This window comes from Gallaecimonas zhanjiangensis (assembly GCF_057624825.1).
In genome coordinates, this window is record NZ_CM172603.1 from 2,689,984 (window position 1) to 2,707,556 (window position 17,573).

The window sequence follows — 17,573 nt, forward strand, 5'->3', positions numbered from 1 at the left end:
TCCAACGAAGCGTGAGCTGATTTCTTATCGGCCTGATTTATAAATACTTAACTAAATTATGCTGCTGTCTTGGTGCCACTCGGTCAGGCGCCCTTTAAGGCGGGACATGGCCTGGCCGTGAATTTGGCAGACCCGGGACTCGCTCACCCCTAGCACGGCGCCTATTTCCTTGAGGTTAAGCTCCTCTTCGTAATAGAGCGACAGCACGATGGCTTCCCGCTCCGGGAGCTTTTTCAAGGCGTCACTCAGGGCGCTTTGGAACTGGCTGCGGTGGTGGTTGAGATCCGGCCTGTCGCTGTCGTCCGGGGCATACACCTCTTCGGTGACGCCCAGGTCTTCCATGGCCACCAGCCGGCCGCAGTTAACGTCGTTGAGCATACGGTGGTAGTCGTCGACACTGACTTGCAGTTTGGCCGCCACTTCCACGTCCCGGGCTTCTACACCGGTTTCACGCTCCACTTCATTAATAGCATCGCTGATGGCGCGGGCATTGCGGTGCACGCTGCGCGGCACCCAGTCACCCCGGCGAATTTCATCCAGCATGGCACCGCGGATACGGATACCGGCATAGGTTTCAAAACTGGCACCTTTGGAGCCATCGAAGTTACGGGCAGCTTCGATAAGCCCCATCATGCCGGCCTGAATGAGATCGTCCAGCTGTACCGATGGCGGCAGGCGCATCAGCAGATGGTGGGCAATACGCCGCACAAGTTCGGCGTAACGGGTAACCAGTTGGCTCTCCCGCTGCTCACCATAGGGATTTTTATTGAGTATCTTGTTCGCTCCCGACATGAGATTTTTCGCCGATCAGTTGCTCAAGGAAAAACTCCACATGACCGCCCGGTCTGTTAGGAATGGGCCAGGTCATCACTTTGGCAGCCAGGGCCTTGAAGGCGATGGCTGCCGGGGCTCGCGGATACAGGTCGACCACCAGCTTCTGCTTGCGCACGGCCTGGCGGACATGTTCGTCAAAGGGCACGGTACCAACCAGTTCCAGAGCAACATCCAGGAAGCGGTCGGTCACCCGCGACAATTTGGTAAAGAGCTCTTGCCCCTCTTTGAGGCTACGCACCATGTTGGCCACGATTTTGAAGCGGAACAGGCCGTAGTCACGGGACAGAATTTTGATAAGAGCGTAGGCATCGGTGATGGAAGTGGGTTCGTCACAGACCACTACCATTACGTCCTGGGCGGCGCGGGAGAAACTCAGCACCATGTCCGAGATACCGGCAGCGGTGTCGATGATCAATACATCGAAGGTTTCTTCCAGCTCGCTAAAAGCGCGGATAAGGCTGGCGTGCTCAGCCGGGGTCAGCTCCACCATGGACTGGGTGCCAGACGTGGCCGGTACGATTTTAAAGCCGCCTGGGCCTTCGAGCAGCACGTCTTTTAGCTCGCACTCGCCGGCCAACACATGGCTGAGGTTTTTCTGGACCCTAAGACCCAACAGGACGTCAACGTTCGCCAGGCCAAGGTCAGCGTCCAGCAACAGCACTTTCTGCCCAGCTTGGGCCAGGGCTGCCGCGGTATTGATAGAAACGTTGGTCTTACCGACACCGCCTTTACCGCCGGTGACAGCTACCACTTTGGTGATGCTCTGACGCTTCATTTGCCTCAAGCCGCTCGCTTGATCCATGGGTGTTCCTTATTTTACTTGTCGCCTCGGACTTAAGCCGCAGCAGTGCCCACAAAAAGTGCCAGAGCACGCTCAAGCAGGTTCTCCGCCTGGGCAACCTGCAGATCCTCTGGTACACGCTGACCGTCGGTAAGATACCCTATTGGCAAGGCATTTTGTATCGCCAGGCCAAGGACTTCTCCCAGGCTCAGGGTCTCGTCGAGCTTGGTCAGCACCAGGCCATCAAGGGGGACCTGGGAAAAACGGTTCAGTGCATCTTCCAGCACCCGCTGTTGGGCGGTGGCAGAGAGCACCAGGTAACGCTGAATGGGTACCTGCCCGGCCTGGACCAGGGTAGAAAGCTGCTGGTTCAGGCGCAGGTCGCGCTGGCCCATACCGGCGGTGTCAATCAGCACCAAAGAGCGGTTGCGCAGCTGATACAGCACGTCTTCCAGTTCTTCGGCGTCTTTGGCCACCTTAACAGGGCAACCGATGATACGGCCATAGGTGGCAAGTTGTTCGTGGGCACCGATACGGTAAGTGTCCGTACTGACCAAAGCGACCTCATCGGCGCCGTGCTTAAGCGCATAATGAGCAGCCAGTTTGGCCACGGTGGTGGTTTTGCCAACCCCGGTGGGGCCCATCATGGCTACCACGCCGCCTTTGCGAAGAATGGTGTTGTCACTGGTAAAGAGGCGCTTTTTCAGCTGCACCCGCAGCCATTTCCAGCCATCGTTGGCGCCAAGAGCTTCAGGCATGGGCGCCGTGACTTCCTCTGCCAGTGTAGAAGGAAAGCCCATTTTCACCAGCCGCTCTTCCAGCAGGGTACGCACCGGCTGGCGCCGGGCCTTGGCATCCTGGCGAAGGCCGGAGAGTTGATGTTCAAGTAATTGACGCAAGCTGTGCATTTCTTCGGACAGGTCAGCCATGGTCACTTTTTTGACGGGGCTGGCCGGTTCGGCGGCGGCAACAAACTCGGATTGTTGCTCCATGGCCTGGCGGGCCAGACCGCGGGACCACTCCGGCAGGCTTTCGCTGCGGCTATCTTGCTCGCGGCTTTGCCAATCCCAGTTAAGGGTAGGCGCTGCCTTTTTACGGGGCTCGGCCTTGGCAGCCTGGCGGGGCGCGGCTTGGCGCGGGGCGCTTGAGAGCGTCACCCTGTCTTCCGGCAGCTCGCGCTCGCCGGCGCGGCCTGCGCTGGGGCGACCCTGCGGGGTTTTGTCTGCAACATCCACGGCCGCCACAATTTCGACACCGCCATTGACCTTGGTGTTGGACAGAATAACGGCGTCCACGCCCAGGGTGTCTTTGACCTCTGCCAGTGCAGAGCGCATGTCTTTGGCGAAAAAGCGATGGATTTTCACTGGCCTTAGCCTCCGCTACCTATGCTGCTGACAATACGGATCTGCTTGTCATCCGGTACTTCCTGATAAGACAGGACGCGCAGGCCCGGGATCGAATATTTGACGAATCGGGCCAGGGAGCCACGGAGCACCCCGGATGTCAGCAGCACCGCTGCCTGACCGTTCATTTCCTGTTGATTGGCGGCGTTCTCGAGGGATTTTTGTAGCCTTTCTGCAAGGCCCGGCTCCAATCCCGCGTTTTCGCCACCGGCTTGCAGAGTCTGATGCAACATCTGTTCCAACTCTGGCGACAAAGTAATGACGGGCAGCTCGGCCACTGGCCCGAAGATCTCTTGGACCAGCAGGCGCTTGGTGGAAATACGGGCGGCAGCGGTCAGTACGTCGGCGTCCTGAGACTTGGGACCATACTCGACCATTGTTTGTACCAAGGTGCGCATATCGCGGATAGGCACCCCTTCGTGCAGCAGGTTTTGCAGCACCTTGACCAGAATGCCCAGCGGCATGATGTCGGGAATAAGGCCTTCCACCAGCTTGGGCGCCTTCTTGGCCAGCATGTCCAAGAGGTTCTGCACTTCTTCGTGGCCAAGTAGTTGCGCGGCGTTATTGGCCAGCAACTGGCTAAGGTGAGTGGCCACAACGGTGGCAGCGTCCACCACGGTGTAACCGAGGCTTTGGGCGTGGTCACGCTGGGATGGGGTTATCCAGTAAGCCTCCAGGCCAAAGGCAGGCTCCTGGGTGGGAATACCGTCGATTTTGCCAAAGACCTGCCCTGGGTTGATGGCCAGCTCCCGGTCGCCGCGAATATCGGCTTCCCCCACCGCCACCCCCATCAGGGTGATGCGATAGATATTGGGTTCGAGCTCCAGGTTGTCACGCACATGCACCGGCGGCACCAAAAAGCCCAAATCCTGGCTGAGCTTCTTGCGCACCCCTTTGATACGAGACAGCAGCTCACCGCCCTGGGCTTTGTCCACCAGCGGAATAAGGCGATACCCCACTTCCAGGCCAATGGTGTCAACCGGCTGCACATCGTCCCAGCCCAGCTCGCGCTGATCCGGCGGCAGCACTTCCCCGCTCTTGGGCTCAGGCTTGGCCGCCTCGACCAGCGCCGCCTTTTGCTTGCGCTTGTATTGCACATAGGCGCCAACACCACAAAGGGTACCGAGCAGCAAAAAAGCCAGATGGGGCATGCCGGGCACCAGGCCCATCACCACCAGAATGCCGGAGGCAATCACCAGGGATTTAGGGTTGTCGAACATTTGCCCGACCAACTGCGCGCCCATATCGCCGTCGGTGTTTTCACGGGTCACCATCAGGGCCGCTGCGACCGACAGCAGCAGCGAAGGAATTTGCGCTACCAGGCCGTCGCCGATGGTCAGCAAGGTGTAGATCTGCAAGGCATCGGCAAAGCTCAGGCCATGCTGGACGATACCAATGACAAAGCCGCCGATGACGTTGATAAAGAGGATGAGGATACCGGCGACGGCGTCACCCTTAACGAATTTGGAGGCACCGTCCATAGCCCCGTAGAAGTCCGCTTCGCTGGTCACTTCCTTACGGCGTTTGCGGGCTTCTTCCTGGTTGATGATGCCGGCGTTAAGGTCGGCGTCGATGGCCATCTGCTTACCGGGCATGGCGTCCAGGGTAAAGCGGGCACTTACCTCAGAGATCCGCCCCGCACCCTTGGTGACCACCACAAAGTTGATGATGATAAGGATGGCGAACACCACCAGACCGACAGCGTAGTTACCACCAATAACCACAGAGCCGAAAGACTCAATCACCTGGCCAGCGGCGCCGGGGCCATTATGGCCTTCCAGCAGCACCACCCGGGTAGAGGCGACGTTAAGGGCCAACCGCAGCAAGGTAGCCACCAGCAGCACGGTGGGGAAAGCCGCAAAATCGAGAGGCCGGCCGGTGTAGATACAGACCAGCAGCACCACCAGCGACAGGGAAATGTTGAACGAGAACAGCATGTCCAGCAGCAGTGGTGGCATCGGCAACACCACCATGGCCAGGGTGGCCAGCACCATCAAGGGGGCCCCGATGCCTTTGAAGATTTTGCCTCGGGAAGCCTTGATATTCAGGAAGACGTTTTGCCAGTTTGCTACAGCCATGCCTTGACGCTCTCGATCAGGATACCAAGACCAAAGCAAAGACCAGGCCAAGTATTTTTATTATTTAAAAACAGAAAGTTAAGTTACCAGTGTCGAAACTCTGGCGGTACCGGCACTTCCGTTGGTAGCTTCTTGGGCCGGGTACCTCTGCCCTTCTTCCAAAGCCGCAACTGGTAGACATAAGCCAGTACCTGGGCCACCGCCACAAAGAGGCCATCGGGGATGGGTTTATCCAGCTCGCCACTGTAATAAAGAGCCCGGGCCAACATGGGCGAGCGCAGCATGGTGATGTTGTTGCCGTTGCCGATATCGCGGATGTGAGCGGCCACTTCGTCCACCCCTTTGGCCAGCAGCATGGGGGCATGGTCGCGGCTTTGATCGTAGCGCAGCGCCACAGCGTAATGGGTGGGGTTGGTGATGATGACATCCGCCTCCGGTACCTTGGCCATCATACGGCGGTTGGCCATCTGCATCTGCATGCGGCGAATTTTGGCTTTGACCTCAGGCTTACCCTCGGCGTCCTTGTATTCGTCCTTGATCTCCTGCTTGCTCATTTTGAGCTGCTTGTTGTACTGCCAGAGCTGAAAGGGCGCATCGATGATGGCAATCAGCAGATAAGGCGCACAAAGCGCCAGGCACAGCCAAAGCAGGATCTCCAGGCCGTCAATAATGGCCCCTTCCACCGGTTCGCCGGCCAGGGCCAATACCTTGGTAAACACCGAATGGAGCAAAAACCAGGCAGTAGCGCCTATCACCAGGAACTTGGCCAGAGATTTTAAAAGCTCCACCCCGGCCTGGATCCCAAACATGCGCTTGAAACCATTAAGGGGGTTGAGCTTGGAGAATTTGGGGGCCATGGCCTCGGTGCTGAAGTTAAAGCCCCCTAGAATCACCGAGCCCACCAGGCTGACAAAAGCCATCACCAACAGCAGCACCAATAGCGGCCAGGCCACAGCCCAGAGAATGCGCCCAACCTGAGACAGCAGCTTAGAAAAATCAAAAAGGGTATCGCGGTCAAGCTCCAGGCTCTCGTGCATCAGCCCCATCAGATTTTGGCCCAGCCAGCCACCAAACCACATCAGCGCGACGATGCCGCCCAAGAGGCCCACAGCGCCAGCCAGATCTTTGGAACGCGGTAGTTGCCCTTTGTCGCGGGCCTGCTGTTTTCGTTTGGGTGTCGCCTCTTCTGTGCGTTCCCCTGCTTGATCTTCGGCCATCAGCAGCTAGTCCTTAAGACTTCACAGACAGCGCCTTGCCCTGCCCGCCAGGCGGTCAGGAAATGGTCGAGCAGGTTGGAGGCGGTAACCCACAAAAAGAGCAGCCCCGACACCATGATGATGGGAAAACCGATGGTAAAGATGTTGAGCTGAGGCGCGGCGCGGGTCATGTAGCCGAAGGTGATGTTGATCATCAGCAGCGCGATCACCTCGGCAATGGCCATGCTCAAGCCCCCGGCAAAGAGGGTCGAACCAAAAGCCGCCACCACGTGGAAGTTGGGCCAGGTGATACCATCAACCCCCACCGGAATGAGGAAAAAGCTCATATGCAGCATCTGTAGTATCCAAAGATGCCCGTCCAGCGAGAAAAACAGCAAGGTGGAGAGCATCAAAAAGAGCTGCGACACCACCGGAGTTTGCTGCCCCGATACCGGATCTACCATGGCGGCAAAGCCCAGGGATGATTGCATGGCGATGATGGAGCCGCCCATCACCATGATTTGCATCACCATCAGGGTGACAAAGCCAATCACAGCCCCCACCACCACTTGGATGCCGGTAATGACCATGCCTTTGACCGAAAACAGCGCATCACTGGGCATCGGCGGCAAGGTAGGCACCACTACCAGAGTAATGGCCAGGGTCAGTATCACCCGCACTCGCCTGGGTACCAGTTGGGTACCCAACACCACCATGGCGGTGAGCATGGCGCTGATACGGACGAAGGGCCAGGCGTAGGCCGCTATCCAGTCCAGTAACTGCGCCACCGAAAAGGTCATTGCATCACCGAAGGGATCTGCTGCATCAGTTCAACGAAGTAATCCATCAACAGCCGGGTCAGCCAGTGGGCCAGCAGCATCAGGGTGATGATGGTTACCAGCAGCCTTGGCAGGAACGACAGAGTCTGTTCGTTGATGGAGGTGGCGGCCTGGAAAATTGACACCACCAGGCCCACCAACAGCCCGGGGATCATGATGGCCGCCACCATGATCAACACCAGGTAGAGGGCATGTTGGAAGAGATCCACGAACTGTTCGGGTGTCATCAGAAACTCCTGGCCAGGGTGCCAAGCACCAGGTTCCAGCCGTCCACCAGCACAAACAGCATCAGCTTGAACGGCAGGGATATGATCATTGGTGACAACATCATCATACCCATGGCCATCAATACCGAAGCCACCACCAGGTCGATGATAAGAAAAGGGATAAAGAGCATGAAGCCGATTTGAAAGGCGGTTTTCAGCTCAGAGGTCACAAAGGCCGGAATAAGAATGCGCATCGGCACATCCTGCGGGGTATCAAAGCTCTCCACCCCGGCCATGGAGGCGAAGGTTTTCACGTCGGTTTCCCGGGTCTGCTTGAGCATGAAGGCCCGCAAAGGCTTTTGCGCCTCCCCAAGAGCCTGCTGGAAAGTGAGCTTCTCCTGGGAGTAGGGCTGCACCGCATCGTTATAAATCTGGTCAAAAACCGGACTCATCACGAAAAAGGTCATGAACAAGGAGATACCCATGATCACCTGGTTGCTGGGCACCTGCTGCAACCCCAGTGCCTGACGCAAAATGCCCAGCACCACCACGATACGGGTGAAGGCGGTCATCATCATCAAAATGGCCGGGATAAAGGTCAGCAGCGTCATCAACAGCAGCACCTGCAAGGTGACGCTGTATTCCTGGCCGCCGCCCGGGGTGTTAGTGACGGTTACCGCCGGCAGGGAGCCGTTAGGCAGGATGGGATTGGCATAGGAAAAAACGGGCAGCAACAGCAACGCCCACAGCAACCAGCGCTTCACGCACTCTCCTTGTTAACCGGGTTGTCCAGGGCTTTGATAAGGCGAATATCGTTGCCACTGACCGAAATAAGCATCTGCTCGCTGCCCACTTCCACCAGCAGCAGCCGGGCGCGGGCACCCAGTTGTTGCTGGGCCACTACCTTGATGGGGCCGGCCTTGAATTGGGGCATATGGCGGCGGGCGAAATACAGCACTGCCACCAGCAGCGCCACTACCCCCAGCAGCGACATCACCAGGGTGCCGAGCTTGTCGGTCGGGGTCACCATGGAGGTTTTATCCGCCGCCACCGTGGCGGCGCTAACCAGCAGGCTAATCATTTGAGTTTCTTGATCCTTTCCTGCTGACTGATAACGTCGGTCAGGCGGATACCGAACTTGTCGTTCACCACCACCACCTCGCCGTGGGCGATAAGGGTGCCGTTCACCAGCACATCCAACGGCTCACCGGCCACCCTATCTAGCTCCACCACCGAGCCTTGGTTGAGCTGCAACAGGTTACGGATAGTGACTTTGGAGCGGCCCACTTCCATGGAAATGGTGACCGGGATATCCAAAATGGTGTCCAGGCGGCGCTTTTCTTCGGCCGACAACTGCGGGCCTTCGCCGGCTTCGTCAAATTCTTCCAGCTCTACCGCTTCGGGCTGCTCCTGCTCGGACATGGCCGCAGCCCATTCGTCAGCCAGTTTTTGTTCTTCATCCGATACCATCGCTATCCCCTTCCCAATCGGTTGCCAGCTCTTCGAGGCCGGAAATGTTGTCTATGCGTACGCCGCGCCTAGTGATGTTCTGCATCTCAGCCTTGGCCGAGCGCGGGCGTTTTAATTTTTCGGTGATTTTCAGCGCCACCTGCTCACCACTTCGCCCCATCTGGGCCCTGAATGTGGGCAAGTCTTCAACAAAAACAGTTAGATGCTCGGGCATGTCTACCGGAATAATGTCCCCGGCCTTCATTGCCATCATCTTACGCAGGCTCAGTTCCTTTTCCAGTAACGTGGCGCGAATGCCAACCGGCACGTCCATTATCTCGTCGCGCAGCGCCTTGGACCAACGGTGGTCGGTGTCTTCCTTGTCGGACTGGACACCGGCATCGAGGATCTCGCGGATAGGCTCGAGCATGGAGTACGGCATAGCGATGTGAAAATCGCCGCCGCCCCCTTCCAGTTCGATGTGAAAGGACGACACCACAATCACCTCGGTAGGCGAGACGATGTTGGCCATGGAGGGGTTTACTTCCGAGTCCAGATACTCGAAGGCCACGTCCATCACCGGAGCCCAGGCCTCGGTGTAGTCCTCAAACACCAACTTGAGCAGCATCTGGATGATGCGCCGCTCGGTGGGGGTAAATTCCCGGCCCTCGATACGGGCATGAAAACGCCCATCGCCACCGAAAAAGTTATCCACCAGGATAAACACCAACCGCGCTTCCAAGGTGATAAGCGCCGTACCCTTAAGCGGGCGAAAACGCACCATATTCAGGCTGGTAGGCACAAAAAGAGTGTGCACGTACTCGCCAAACTTCATGGTCTGCACACCGTTGATGGACACCTCGGCCGGGTGGCGCATCATGTTGAACAGGCTGATGCGCATATGGCGGGCGAAACGCTCATTGACGATCTCCAGGGTCGGCATCCGGCCCCGGACAATGCGGTCCTGAGAAGAGAAGTCGTACTGCGCTACACCTTCACCGGTTAACGCAGCGCCGTCTTCCTCAACCTCGTCTACCCCGTGGAGCAGGGCATCGATTTCGTCTTGCGATAAAAGATCGCTCACCAAGCCTCCTTTACTGCATCACAAAGCCGGTAAAGAGCACCCGCTCGACAACGGGTTTGCCGGCTACCGGGGTCAGGGCGTCGCGCACCGCCTGCTGAGCGGCGGTGCGCAGGTTTTCCCGGCCCTGGCTGGTAGACAGTTGCTCTTCGGTAAACTGGCTGAATGTGGACAACAGTACGCTCTCAATCAACGGCAGGTGTTGTTTGGCCAAGGCTTCGTTGTCGGCGCCTCTGACCATCACCTGCACACTTATCTGCACCAGACGGCTGCGTTGGTTACCCGGCACATTGAACACAAAAGGCTGAGGCAGGGCCACATAGAGCGCCTCGCCGGCCTCGTTGGGCTCGGCTTTGCCTTCCTTGTCCTGGGTTTGCTCGGTGCCATCGGTTTTAGCCGGCTCCTCGCTGCTGCCAGCGAGCAGGAACCAAGCCACACCGGCGCCGATAAGCAGTACCAGTACAGCGACAATAATGATGATTAACTTTTTCTTGCCGCCGCCTTTTTTACCGACAGGTTCCAGTTCCAGTTCTTCAGCCATTGTCCATGTTTCCAATAAAAGTCTGGTTGTACTTTACCTTAGCTGTCGGCTCAGGCGTAGGCATCAACCAAGCCATCTGGGGTCAAGGCGTAACGATAGGGCAAGCTTTCATCAATTTCGCCCTCGTCCCCCTGCCAAAAACCACCATTGCCGCCGCCCTGGCCTTGCCCCTGGCGGCTCTCGCCCCCATTGGCGCTTTGGTCACGCACCTGGCCGTCGGCCAGGTTAAAGCCCTGGTCGGCCATCATGTCCTTAAGCCTTGGCATGGCATCTTGCAGCCACTCGCGGGTTTGGGGATGGCTGGCCTGGAATTGAACCTGGGCATCCTGGTGATGCACCTGCACCCGGATCATCAAACTACCAAGCTCGGGCGGGTCAAGCTGGATGTGGGCTTCTTTGAGGTTTTTAGACAGCATCACCCCCACCTTTTCGGTCAAGGCCTCGGCAAAACGCTGCTGCGGCACCAGGGTAACCCGGTCGCTGACCTGGGCGTCACGCGGCGCAGCGGCGCCATTATTGGCCGCTGTTTGCTGGGGCGCGCTGGCGTCGGTTTTGTGCAGGCTTTGCACCTGGGCATCCGCGGCTTGCTGAACCTGGTGCTGCACCGGGTTTATGCGGCTGTTGTCCTGAGCGCTGGCCGCTACCGGGGCATCGGTTTTGGCTGGCTTATCGGTGCCAAGCAGGCTGGCCAGGCTACTGTCTTTATCGCCCTTGTGCTCGCCAGCGCCTTTAACGGCTTTGTCGTCACCGTCTTTATCAGCTTTGTCAGCTTTATCGCCCTTGGCCTGCACTTTACCGGCACTCGCCACCTGAGCTACCGGGGCGGCCTGGGCGGTATCGGTCTTGGCGCTGCCTTGTTGCAAGCTGGCCAGCACCTGGCGGGCCTTTTCAGCGGCAGGGTTGGTCACTTCCGCCTTAGCGGCGCGCACGCCATCTTTGCCAACCGCCATTTGGGAGGCGACTTCAGCCGCATCGTCATTGATGGTTGAGGCGGCATCGCTATTGGTGGCAGTGCCCGCTTTAGCTGCGCCAGCATTAACACCGGGCATTGATGGGGTGGCTTTTACCTCGCCATTACCATCGGTTAGAGGCGCCTTGCCATCGGCCTTGGCCGTTTTGCTGCTGCCATCAATGTGAGCCTTATCGCTCTTGGCCGATTGGGTATCAGCGGTTTTAGTGCCCCCGCTCAGCTCGCTTGGCAGCTTGCCGCCCTTACCCTCAGCGTTGGTTGTTTTACCGTCTGTCTCGCTAGCCTTGGCCGTATCAAGCTCGGTTTCACCCGGCGCCAAATTTTTGGCATCCGTGGTTTTGCCATCCGTAGCGGCAGCCTCGGTCTTGGCGTCCACGCCCCCTTTGACCACAAAGCGCGGCAATACGGCGGCTTTGTCTTTGCCGTCCACTTTAACGTCGCCGCCCTCCTCGGCTGGCGCGCTTTGCTCAGGCAGGTGCTTTTGGGCATTGACCACCAAGTTGATAAGGTCGTCACTGCTATCAGTGCTTTGGCCATCGGCTTGAGCGTCGCCTTTGCCAGCCTTGTGGTCTTTGGCCTTGCCGGCTTTGGCGTCATCAGCCTTGGCCTGCTCGGCTGGCGCACTCTCGGCAGCGCCGTCTTTTGGGGTCTCGGTGCGAGCACAAACGTCAGCAGGGCCGGGCTTTTCGTTGCCCTCGCCGCCTTCGGTTTTATGAGAATGTTTGGACGGCACCGTCTTGCCGCTGCCTTGCAGGGCTTGGCCAAAGACGCTAACAAACTGGTCGCCGCCCTTATCCAGGGCTTTAGGGGCTTGTTCGGCAGTGGTGGCGGGTTGCGTGAGCGCTGGCAGTTGCATAAGACGGTCCAATCCCAATCAGATGCAATAACCTATGCAATTGGTGTTCCAACCTTACGGCCAACCAGATCGTCAAGCTCCCGTTGCTCACGGCGCTGGGCAGCTACGGCGGCGTCTTGCGCTTTGCGCTCAAGCAGCAGATCGATGGCTTTGGTGTCTTGGCGGGCAACCCGCCAGGCTTGTTCGCGGCTGGCCACCGCCTGCTGGTGCTGCACCAGTTGCCCTTGCAAGTCGGCAAGGCCGCTGTCGAGGCGCGCCACAAAGCGCTGGTAGTGGACCATGTTAACGGCGGTAAGACCAACACCGGCTTTTTGCTGCATCTCCCGCAGGTAACCATTGCGGTAATTTTGCAGGGTATTGAGCTTGCCCTGAAGCTGCGCCAGGGCCTGGCGAGCTTGGGCCAGTTGCGCCAGGGCGCGGTCTTCTTGTTGCTTGCGCTGGTCCAGCACCAATTCCAAGCCTTTACTCATGCGCCCTCCCCGGCGGCTTTGGCCAACAACTCAAGGGCTTGCAGGCAATCGTCATAGGGGCAGACTTCCTGCATCGACTGGCGCAAAAAAAGATTCATGGGCTCTTTCAAGCGAATGGCGGTATCGACTCGCGGGTCTGAGCCCTGGCGATAGGCGCCCACCTGAATAAGGTCCCTGGATTGCTCGTAGGCACTGAACAGTGCCTTGACGGCTCTGGCCTGCAATTGGTGCGCCTCGGAGGTGACCTGGGGCATGACCCGTGACACCGAGGCGCCCACATCGATGGCCGGGTAGTGGCCGGAGTCAGCCAGGGTCCGGGACAGCACGATGTGGCCATCGAGGATGGCCCGGGCGGCGTCCGCGACCGGATCTTGCAAGTCATCCCCTTCGCTTAGCACGGTGAAAAAGGCGGTAATGCCGCCCTGGCCATCGCCGCCGTTACCGGCGCGCTCCACCAGACCCGGCAGGCGGGCAAACACGGACGGCGGGTAGCCCTTGGTGGCAGGCGGCTCGCCTACGGCAAGGGCTATCTCCCGCTGGGCCTGGGCGTAACGGGTCAAGGAGTCCACCAGCAGCAGCACGTTAAGGCCTTGGTCGCGAAAGTACTCGGCAAAGGTCAAGGCCGTTTCGCAGGCCTTAAGGCGCATCAGCGGGCTGGTGTCGGCAGGGGCCGCGACCACCACGGCGCGGCGGCGGCCTTCGGCGCCGAGAATTTCGTCAATGAATTCACGTACTTCCCTGCCCCGCTCCCCCACCAGGCCCACCACAATCACATCGGCGCTGGTGCCTTTGGTCATCATGCCCAGCAGCACCGATTTGCCGACACCGGAGCCGGCAAAAAGCCCCATACGTTGGCCCTGGCCGACGGTCAGCAAGGTATTGATGGCCCGCACTCCCACATCCAGGGGTTTGCGGATGGGGCGACGGGTCAAAGGGTTTAAAGGCCGGCCCTTAAAGCCCACCCGGTTTTCGGCGCGCACCGCGCCCATGCCGTCGAGCGGGCGGCCCAGGCCATCCACCACCCGGCCCAGCAGGCTCATGCCCACCGGCAGGGTGGCAGACACCCCAAGAGGCGTGACCCTGGCGCCGGGTAAAATGCCGGAAACGTCCTGGTTTGGCATCAGATAGAGGGTGTTGTTGCCAAAGCCCACTACCTCGGCTTCCACGTCTTGGCTGTGACCTTCGATGCGGCACAAAGAACCGATGGGGGCGCGGCAGCCCTGGGCTTCAAGGGCAAGGCCCACCACCCGCACCAAGCGGCCGGCCACGCTGGGCTTTGGCAGCTGCATCAGCCGCTCAAAGCGCCCCAGGCGATCGGCCAGGCTCTGGCGCTCAGTCCCCTTCATGGCTCAGCCCGGCTTCGGCCAAGATGCCCTGGCACAGGATGCGAAGCCGCTCTTGAAGGTCCACATCCACCAGGGATTGGCCCGCTTCGATGCGGCATTGGCCATGGCGCAGGGTGGGCTCTTCTCGCACCTTCCAGCGCCGGTCTTTGAGCTCGTCTTCGCTGTATTGCTGGTGCAGGAGGCGGGCGTCGGTAGGAGCCACCTCGATGGTGATGGTGGTGTCGTCTTCAGAGAGGGCGTCAATGCCTTGGCGGATAAGGTGATGAACCAGCTCTTTGTCGGTTTTGAGCTCATGGCCCAGCACCGCCTGCATGCCGGCCACCAGTAAGGTCACCAGCTTGCCTTCGACGCGTTGGTCTTTATCCAAAAGCGGCGCTGCCAGCTCGTCGGCCATGGCTTGCCAATGATTAACGGCGTCAGTTATCTGTTGCTGGCCAGCAGCGAGGCCCTCTTGAAGACCCTGCTGGTAGCCTTGCTCTTTGCCTTCGTCGAGCCCTTGACTATGGCCCTCGGCATGGCCGGCTTTAAAGCCTTCGTCTTTGCCTTCGTTAAAGCCTTCTTCGGCGGCGTCGGCGCGCAGGGCTTCGAGTTCGGCAATGCTCATGCCCTGGGGGCGGGCAGCCGGCGCCTCAGGCTCGTTGTCCTGGCCTTGCTTGCGCCGGTGAATATGCAGCGCTCTTGATATTTCATCCGGCTCCGGCGGCGTAAAATCGCCCCCTTCCCAGCGCTGAATTTCGTCAGACACGGCCTGTTACCTGTTAGAGGAATTCGTCGGCGCCGCCGCTGGCCAAGGCAATTTCGCCAGCATCGGACAAGCGCCTTGCCACACTGAGGATCTCTTTTTGGGCCGCTTCCACTTCGGAGATGCGGATGGGGCCCATGGCTTCGAGATCGTCGCGCATAAGATCGGCGGCCCGTTTGGACATGTTCTTGAACATTTTTTCCCGAAGGCCGTCGTCGGCCCCCTTGAGGGCACGAATAAGGGTGTCCTGCTGCACGTCGCGCAGCAGCGTCTGGATGGCGCGGTCGTCCACGTCGGCCAGGTTTTCGAACACGAACATCAAATCCTGAATTTGCTGGCTGAGCTCTTCGTCGGTCTCGCGGATGCCTTCCATCAGCTGGTTTTCTACCGCCGTATCCAGGTAGTTCATGATGTTGGCGGCCGCCTTGAGGCCACCCATCTTGGCGGCTTGGGCGCCGCTTTGGCCGGCGAATTGCTTCTCCATGATCTCATTGAGCTCTTGCAGCGCCGCCGGTTGTACCTCTTCGAGGTTGGCGATACGCATCAGCAGATCCAAACGGTCCCGGTCGGCAAACTGCGACAAAATCTCGGCGCTTTGGTCCGGGTCAAGATAAGAGAGCACGATGGTCTGAATTTGCGGGTGTTCGTTCTGGATGATGCTGGCCACCTGGCGAGCGTCCATCCATTTAAGGGAATCAAGGCCCTTGGCGTTACCGCCGAGGATGATTTTGTCGATAAGGGCGCCGGCCTTGTCCTCGCCCAGGGCATGGTTCAGGGCCTTGCGGATAAAGTCTTCGGAGTCAAACCCGATGGAGGAATACTGCTGGATGTCCTCGATAAAGGATTTATGCACCGCCAGCACCTTCTCCTGGCTGAAATCCTCCATGGACGCCATCATCATGCCCACTTTCTGAACCTGTTTAGGCTCCATGTGGCGCAGGATAGAGGCCGCATCTTCCTCGGTGAGGCTCAGCAGCAAAATGGCGGTTTTCTCAATGCCATTGAGCTTGCTGACATCAAAGGTCTTTTTCTCAGCCAGATCATTTGCCATCGTCGGTCAACCACCCTTTCACCACCTGGGCCGACAGCTCAGGTTCGTTGGCCACCAAGGCGCGGATCGCCTTGAGCACTTCTTCATCTTTACGCAGGTCCGGCAGTTTAACACCCCCAACCAGGGTCACGCCGGGCACCAGGGCATCTTCTTCCATACCGGACAGGCTTTCCAGTGCATCTTCGTCACCCAGCCCGTAATGGCCGCCGTCCAGCGCCAGGTTATCGGCTTGGGCATTGCCGCCCATCAGGCGTTTAAGGAGCGGGCGAACCACCACGAAGATCAGCACGATGATGATAAGGGCACCAGCCAGTACCTTGGCCAGCCGCGCAAACCAGCCGGTCTCGTAGAAGGGGATGGCGTCGGGCAAGTCAGCGTCAGGGCGGGCAAAGGGCACTGACAACACTTCCAGGCTGTCGCCACGGGCCGGGTTGATACCCAGGCCTGCCATCAGCAGACGCTTGATGCTGTCCAGCTCTTCGGGGCTGCGCGCCACCTTGGTGACTTTGCCGTCAGCATCGGTCTGGTTTTTGTAATCCACCGCTACCGATACCGTCATGCGGTCTATGGTGCCCACCTGTTGCTGGGTGTGGCTGATGGTGGTGTCCAGTTCGAAATTCTTGGTGCTCTCCGAGCGGCTGGAGCCGGGGGTTTGCACGGTATTACTTTGGGTATTGGTGGCGTCTTCAGGAATTTGAGAGGCCGCCGGCGGCTGGTTGGACAGCGCGCCCGGTACGCCACCAGGGGTGCCGCCATTGCGGTTTTCTTCAACGCTCATTTCCGAGCGCACCGCTGGCTGGTCTGGATTGTAGCGTTTTTGGGTCTGCTCGACGGCGGTAAAGTCCATGGAGACATCCACTTGGGCGGTGTAGTTGTCCAGGCCCACCACCGGCGACATGATGGAGTCGACTTTATCCAGGTATTGCTTCTCGCGGGCGGTCTCCAGCTCCAGCTCTTTGCGGGAACGGGCCGCCAGAGCGTTTTGGCTGCCGGAGTTGAGCAGGCGGCCGTTTTGGTCGGTCACCGTGACTTTGTCGGGGCTCAGGCCGTGAACGGCAGAAGCCACCATATCGACGATGGAGTCTACTTCTTCTTGCTTGAGGGTAGAGCCGCGAGCTAGGTTCAGCACCACGGTGGCAGAGGGCTGCTGGCGCTCGCGAAGGAACACCGAATCTTTGGGAATGGCCAGCAGTACCCGGGCGCGCTTAACGGCAGACAATTCTTCGATGGCGCGGGACAGCTGCTGCTCGCGGCTGAATTTCAGGCGTTCTTGCTCCAGGCGCTGACTGACGCCAAAGCCCATATCCTTCATCAGGATGTCGTCGCCGGTGTTTTCCTGGGCCGAGCTCATGCCGGCACGGGTCATGGCCAGCTTGATCTTCTGGTAGTCACCTTCCGGCACCAGCACGGTATTGCCTTCAATCTTGTAGCTGTATTGGTGCTGGTCGAGAAAATCGAGGGTAGAGACCAGTTCGTTGGTCTCCATGCGCCCCAGGGGGCGGTATTCAGGTTCTTTGGCCCACAAAAACACCAGTACCACCAGCGCCAGGCCGATGGCCAGGCCCAGCACCAGGCTTATCTGACGCAACACATCGGCGTTGCCGAGGTTGGACATCAGGCTAAAGCTCTGCTCGCCGTTGTCACCGGCGCCGGCGCCTTGCATGTCGGCAGTGCCGGGAGCCGGCGCATTGCCGACGGTAGCCAGTTGGGTGTTTTCGTTTGCCACGGCC

18 protein-coding genes are annotated in these 17,573 nt (G+C 59.0%); all 18 read right to left on the minus strand.

What is annotated here, in order from left to right:
* Positions 1–51: 51 nt before the first annotated feature.
* Complete coding sequence (locus tag AC22G1_RS12790) at positions 52–792, minus strand: RNA polymerase sigma factor FliA (protein WP_487313720.1); 741 nt, start codon at positions 790–792, stop codon at positions 52–54.
* Positions 764–1,636, minus strand: a complete 873-nt coding sequence (locus AC22G1_RS12795; RefSeq protein ID WP_487313721.1) for a MinD/ParA family protein — start codon at positions 1,634–1,636, stop codon at positions 764–766. Before AC22G1_RS12795 ends, AC22G1_RS12790 begins: the two co-directional genes overlap by 29 nt.
* Before the next feature lie 32 nt (positions 1,637–1,668).
* Positions 1,669–2,979, minus strand: a complete 1,311-nt coding sequence (flhF, locus tag AC22G1_RS12800) for a flagellar biosynthesis GTPase FlhF (protein WP_487313722.1) — start codon at positions 2,977–2,979, stop codon at positions 1,669–1,671.
* Positions 2,980–2,984: 5 nt separating this feature from the next.
* Positions 2,985–5,096 (minus strand): flagellar biosynthesis protein FlhA, encoded by a 2,112-nt coding sequence (gene flhA, locus AC22G1_RS12805; protein WP_487313723.1) that lies wholly within the window; start codon positions 5,094–5,096, stop codon positions 2,985–2,987.
* Positions 5,097–5,179: 83 nt separating this feature from the next.
* A complete protein-coding gene (gene flhB, locus AC22G1_RS12810) occupies positions 5,180–6,313 on the minus strand; it encodes a flagellar biosynthesis protein FlhB (RefSeq protein ID WP_487313724.1) in 1,134 nt (377 codons plus the stop codon).
* Positions 6,313–7,092 (minus strand): flagellar biosynthetic protein FliR, encoded by a 780-nt coding sequence (gene fliR / locus AC22G1_RS12815; RefSeq protein ID WP_487313725.1) that lies wholly within the window; start codon positions 7,090–7,092, stop codon positions 6,313–6,315. Before fliR ends, flhB begins: the two co-directional genes overlap by 1 nt.
* Positions 7,089–7,358, minus strand: a complete 270-nt coding sequence (gene fliQ, locus AC22G1_RS12820) for a flagellar biosynthesis protein FliQ (RefSeq protein WP_487313726.1) — start codon at positions 7,356–7,358, stop codon at positions 7,089–7,091. The genes fliR and fliQ overlap by 4 nt, the downstream gene beginning before the upstream one ends.
* On the minus strand, positions 7,358–8,101 hold the full coding sequence (gene fliP, locus AC22G1_RS12825; protein ID WP_050660319.1) for a flagellar type III secretion system pore protein FliP: 744 nt from the start codon (positions 8,099–8,101) through the stop codon (positions 7,358–7,360). The genes fliQ and fliP overlap by 1 nt, the downstream gene beginning before the upstream one ends.
* Entirely contained in the window at positions 8,098–8,418 is a 321-nt protein-coding gene (locus tag AC22G1_RS12830; RefSeq protein WP_487313727.1) for a FliO/MopB family protein, read from the minus strand. The genes fliP and AC22G1_RS12830 overlap by 4 nt, the downstream gene beginning before the upstream one ends.
* Positions 8,415–8,807 carry a flagellar motor switch protein FliN gene (fliN, locus tag AC22G1_RS12835; protein ID WP_123422268.1) on the minus strand — a complete coding sequence of 131 codons (393 nt, stop codon included), beginning with the start codon at positions 8,805–8,807 and terminating at the stop codon, positions 8,415–8,417. The genes AC22G1_RS12830 and fliN overlap by 4 nt, the downstream gene beginning before the upstream one ends.
* Positions 8,794–9,870, minus strand: coding sequence for a flagellar motor switch protein FliM (gene fliM, locus AC22G1_RS12840; protein ID WP_487313728.1), 1,077 nt, complete (start codon positions 9,868–9,870; stop codon positions 8,794–8,796). The genes fliN and fliM overlap by 14 nt, the downstream gene beginning before the upstream one ends.
* Positions 9,871–9,880: 10 nt before the next feature.
* Positions 9,881–10,408 (minus strand): flagellar basal body-associated protein FliL, encoded by a 528-nt coding sequence (gene fliL / locus AC22G1_RS12845; protein ID WP_487313729.1) that lies wholly within the window; start codon positions 10,406–10,408, stop codon positions 9,881–9,883.
* Between the two features lie 50 nt (positions 10,409–10,458).
* Positions 10,459–12,234: a flagellar hook-length control protein FliK gene (locus tag AC22G1_RS12850; RefSeq protein ID WP_487313730.1), complete on the minus strand. Its 1,776-nt coding sequence runs from the start codon at positions 12,232–12,234 to the stop codon at positions 10,459–10,461.
* Between the two features lie 32 nt (positions 12,235–12,266).
* The gene (fliJ, locus tag AC22G1_RS12855; RefSeq protein ID WP_487313731.1) at positions 12,267–12,704 is read right to left on the minus strand and encodes a flagellar export protein FliJ; all 438 of its coding nucleotides are present in this window, start codon (positions 12,702–12,704) and stop codon (positions 12,267–12,269) included.
* Positions 12,701–14,050 (minus strand): flagellar protein export ATPase FliI, encoded by a 1,350-nt coding sequence (fliI, locus tag AC22G1_RS12860; protein ID WP_487313732.1) that lies wholly within the window; start codon positions 14,048–14,050, stop codon positions 12,701–12,703. Before fliI ends, fliJ begins: the two co-directional genes overlap by 4 nt.
* Entirely contained in the window at positions 14,037–14,795 is a 759-nt protein-coding gene (locus AC22G1_RS12865) for a flagellar assembly protein FliH (RefSeq protein WP_487313733.1), read from the minus strand. The genes fliI and AC22G1_RS12865 overlap by 14 nt, the downstream gene beginning before the upstream one ends.
* A 13-nt stretch (positions 14,796–14,808) precedes the next feature.
* Positions 14,809–15,843, minus strand: coding sequence for a flagellar motor switch protein FliG (gene fliG / locus AC22G1_RS12870; protein ID WP_050660310.1), 1,035 nt, complete (start codon positions 15,841–15,843; stop codon positions 14,809–14,811).
* Positions 15,833–17,569, minus strand: coding sequence for a flagellar basal-body MS-ring/collar protein FliF (gene fliF, locus AC22G1_RS12875; protein ID WP_487313734.1), 1,737 nt, complete (start codon positions 17,567–17,569; stop codon positions 15,833–15,835). The genes fliG and fliF overlap by 11 nt, the downstream gene beginning before the upstream one ends.
* Between the last annotated feature and the right edge of the window lie 4 nt (positions 17,570–17,573).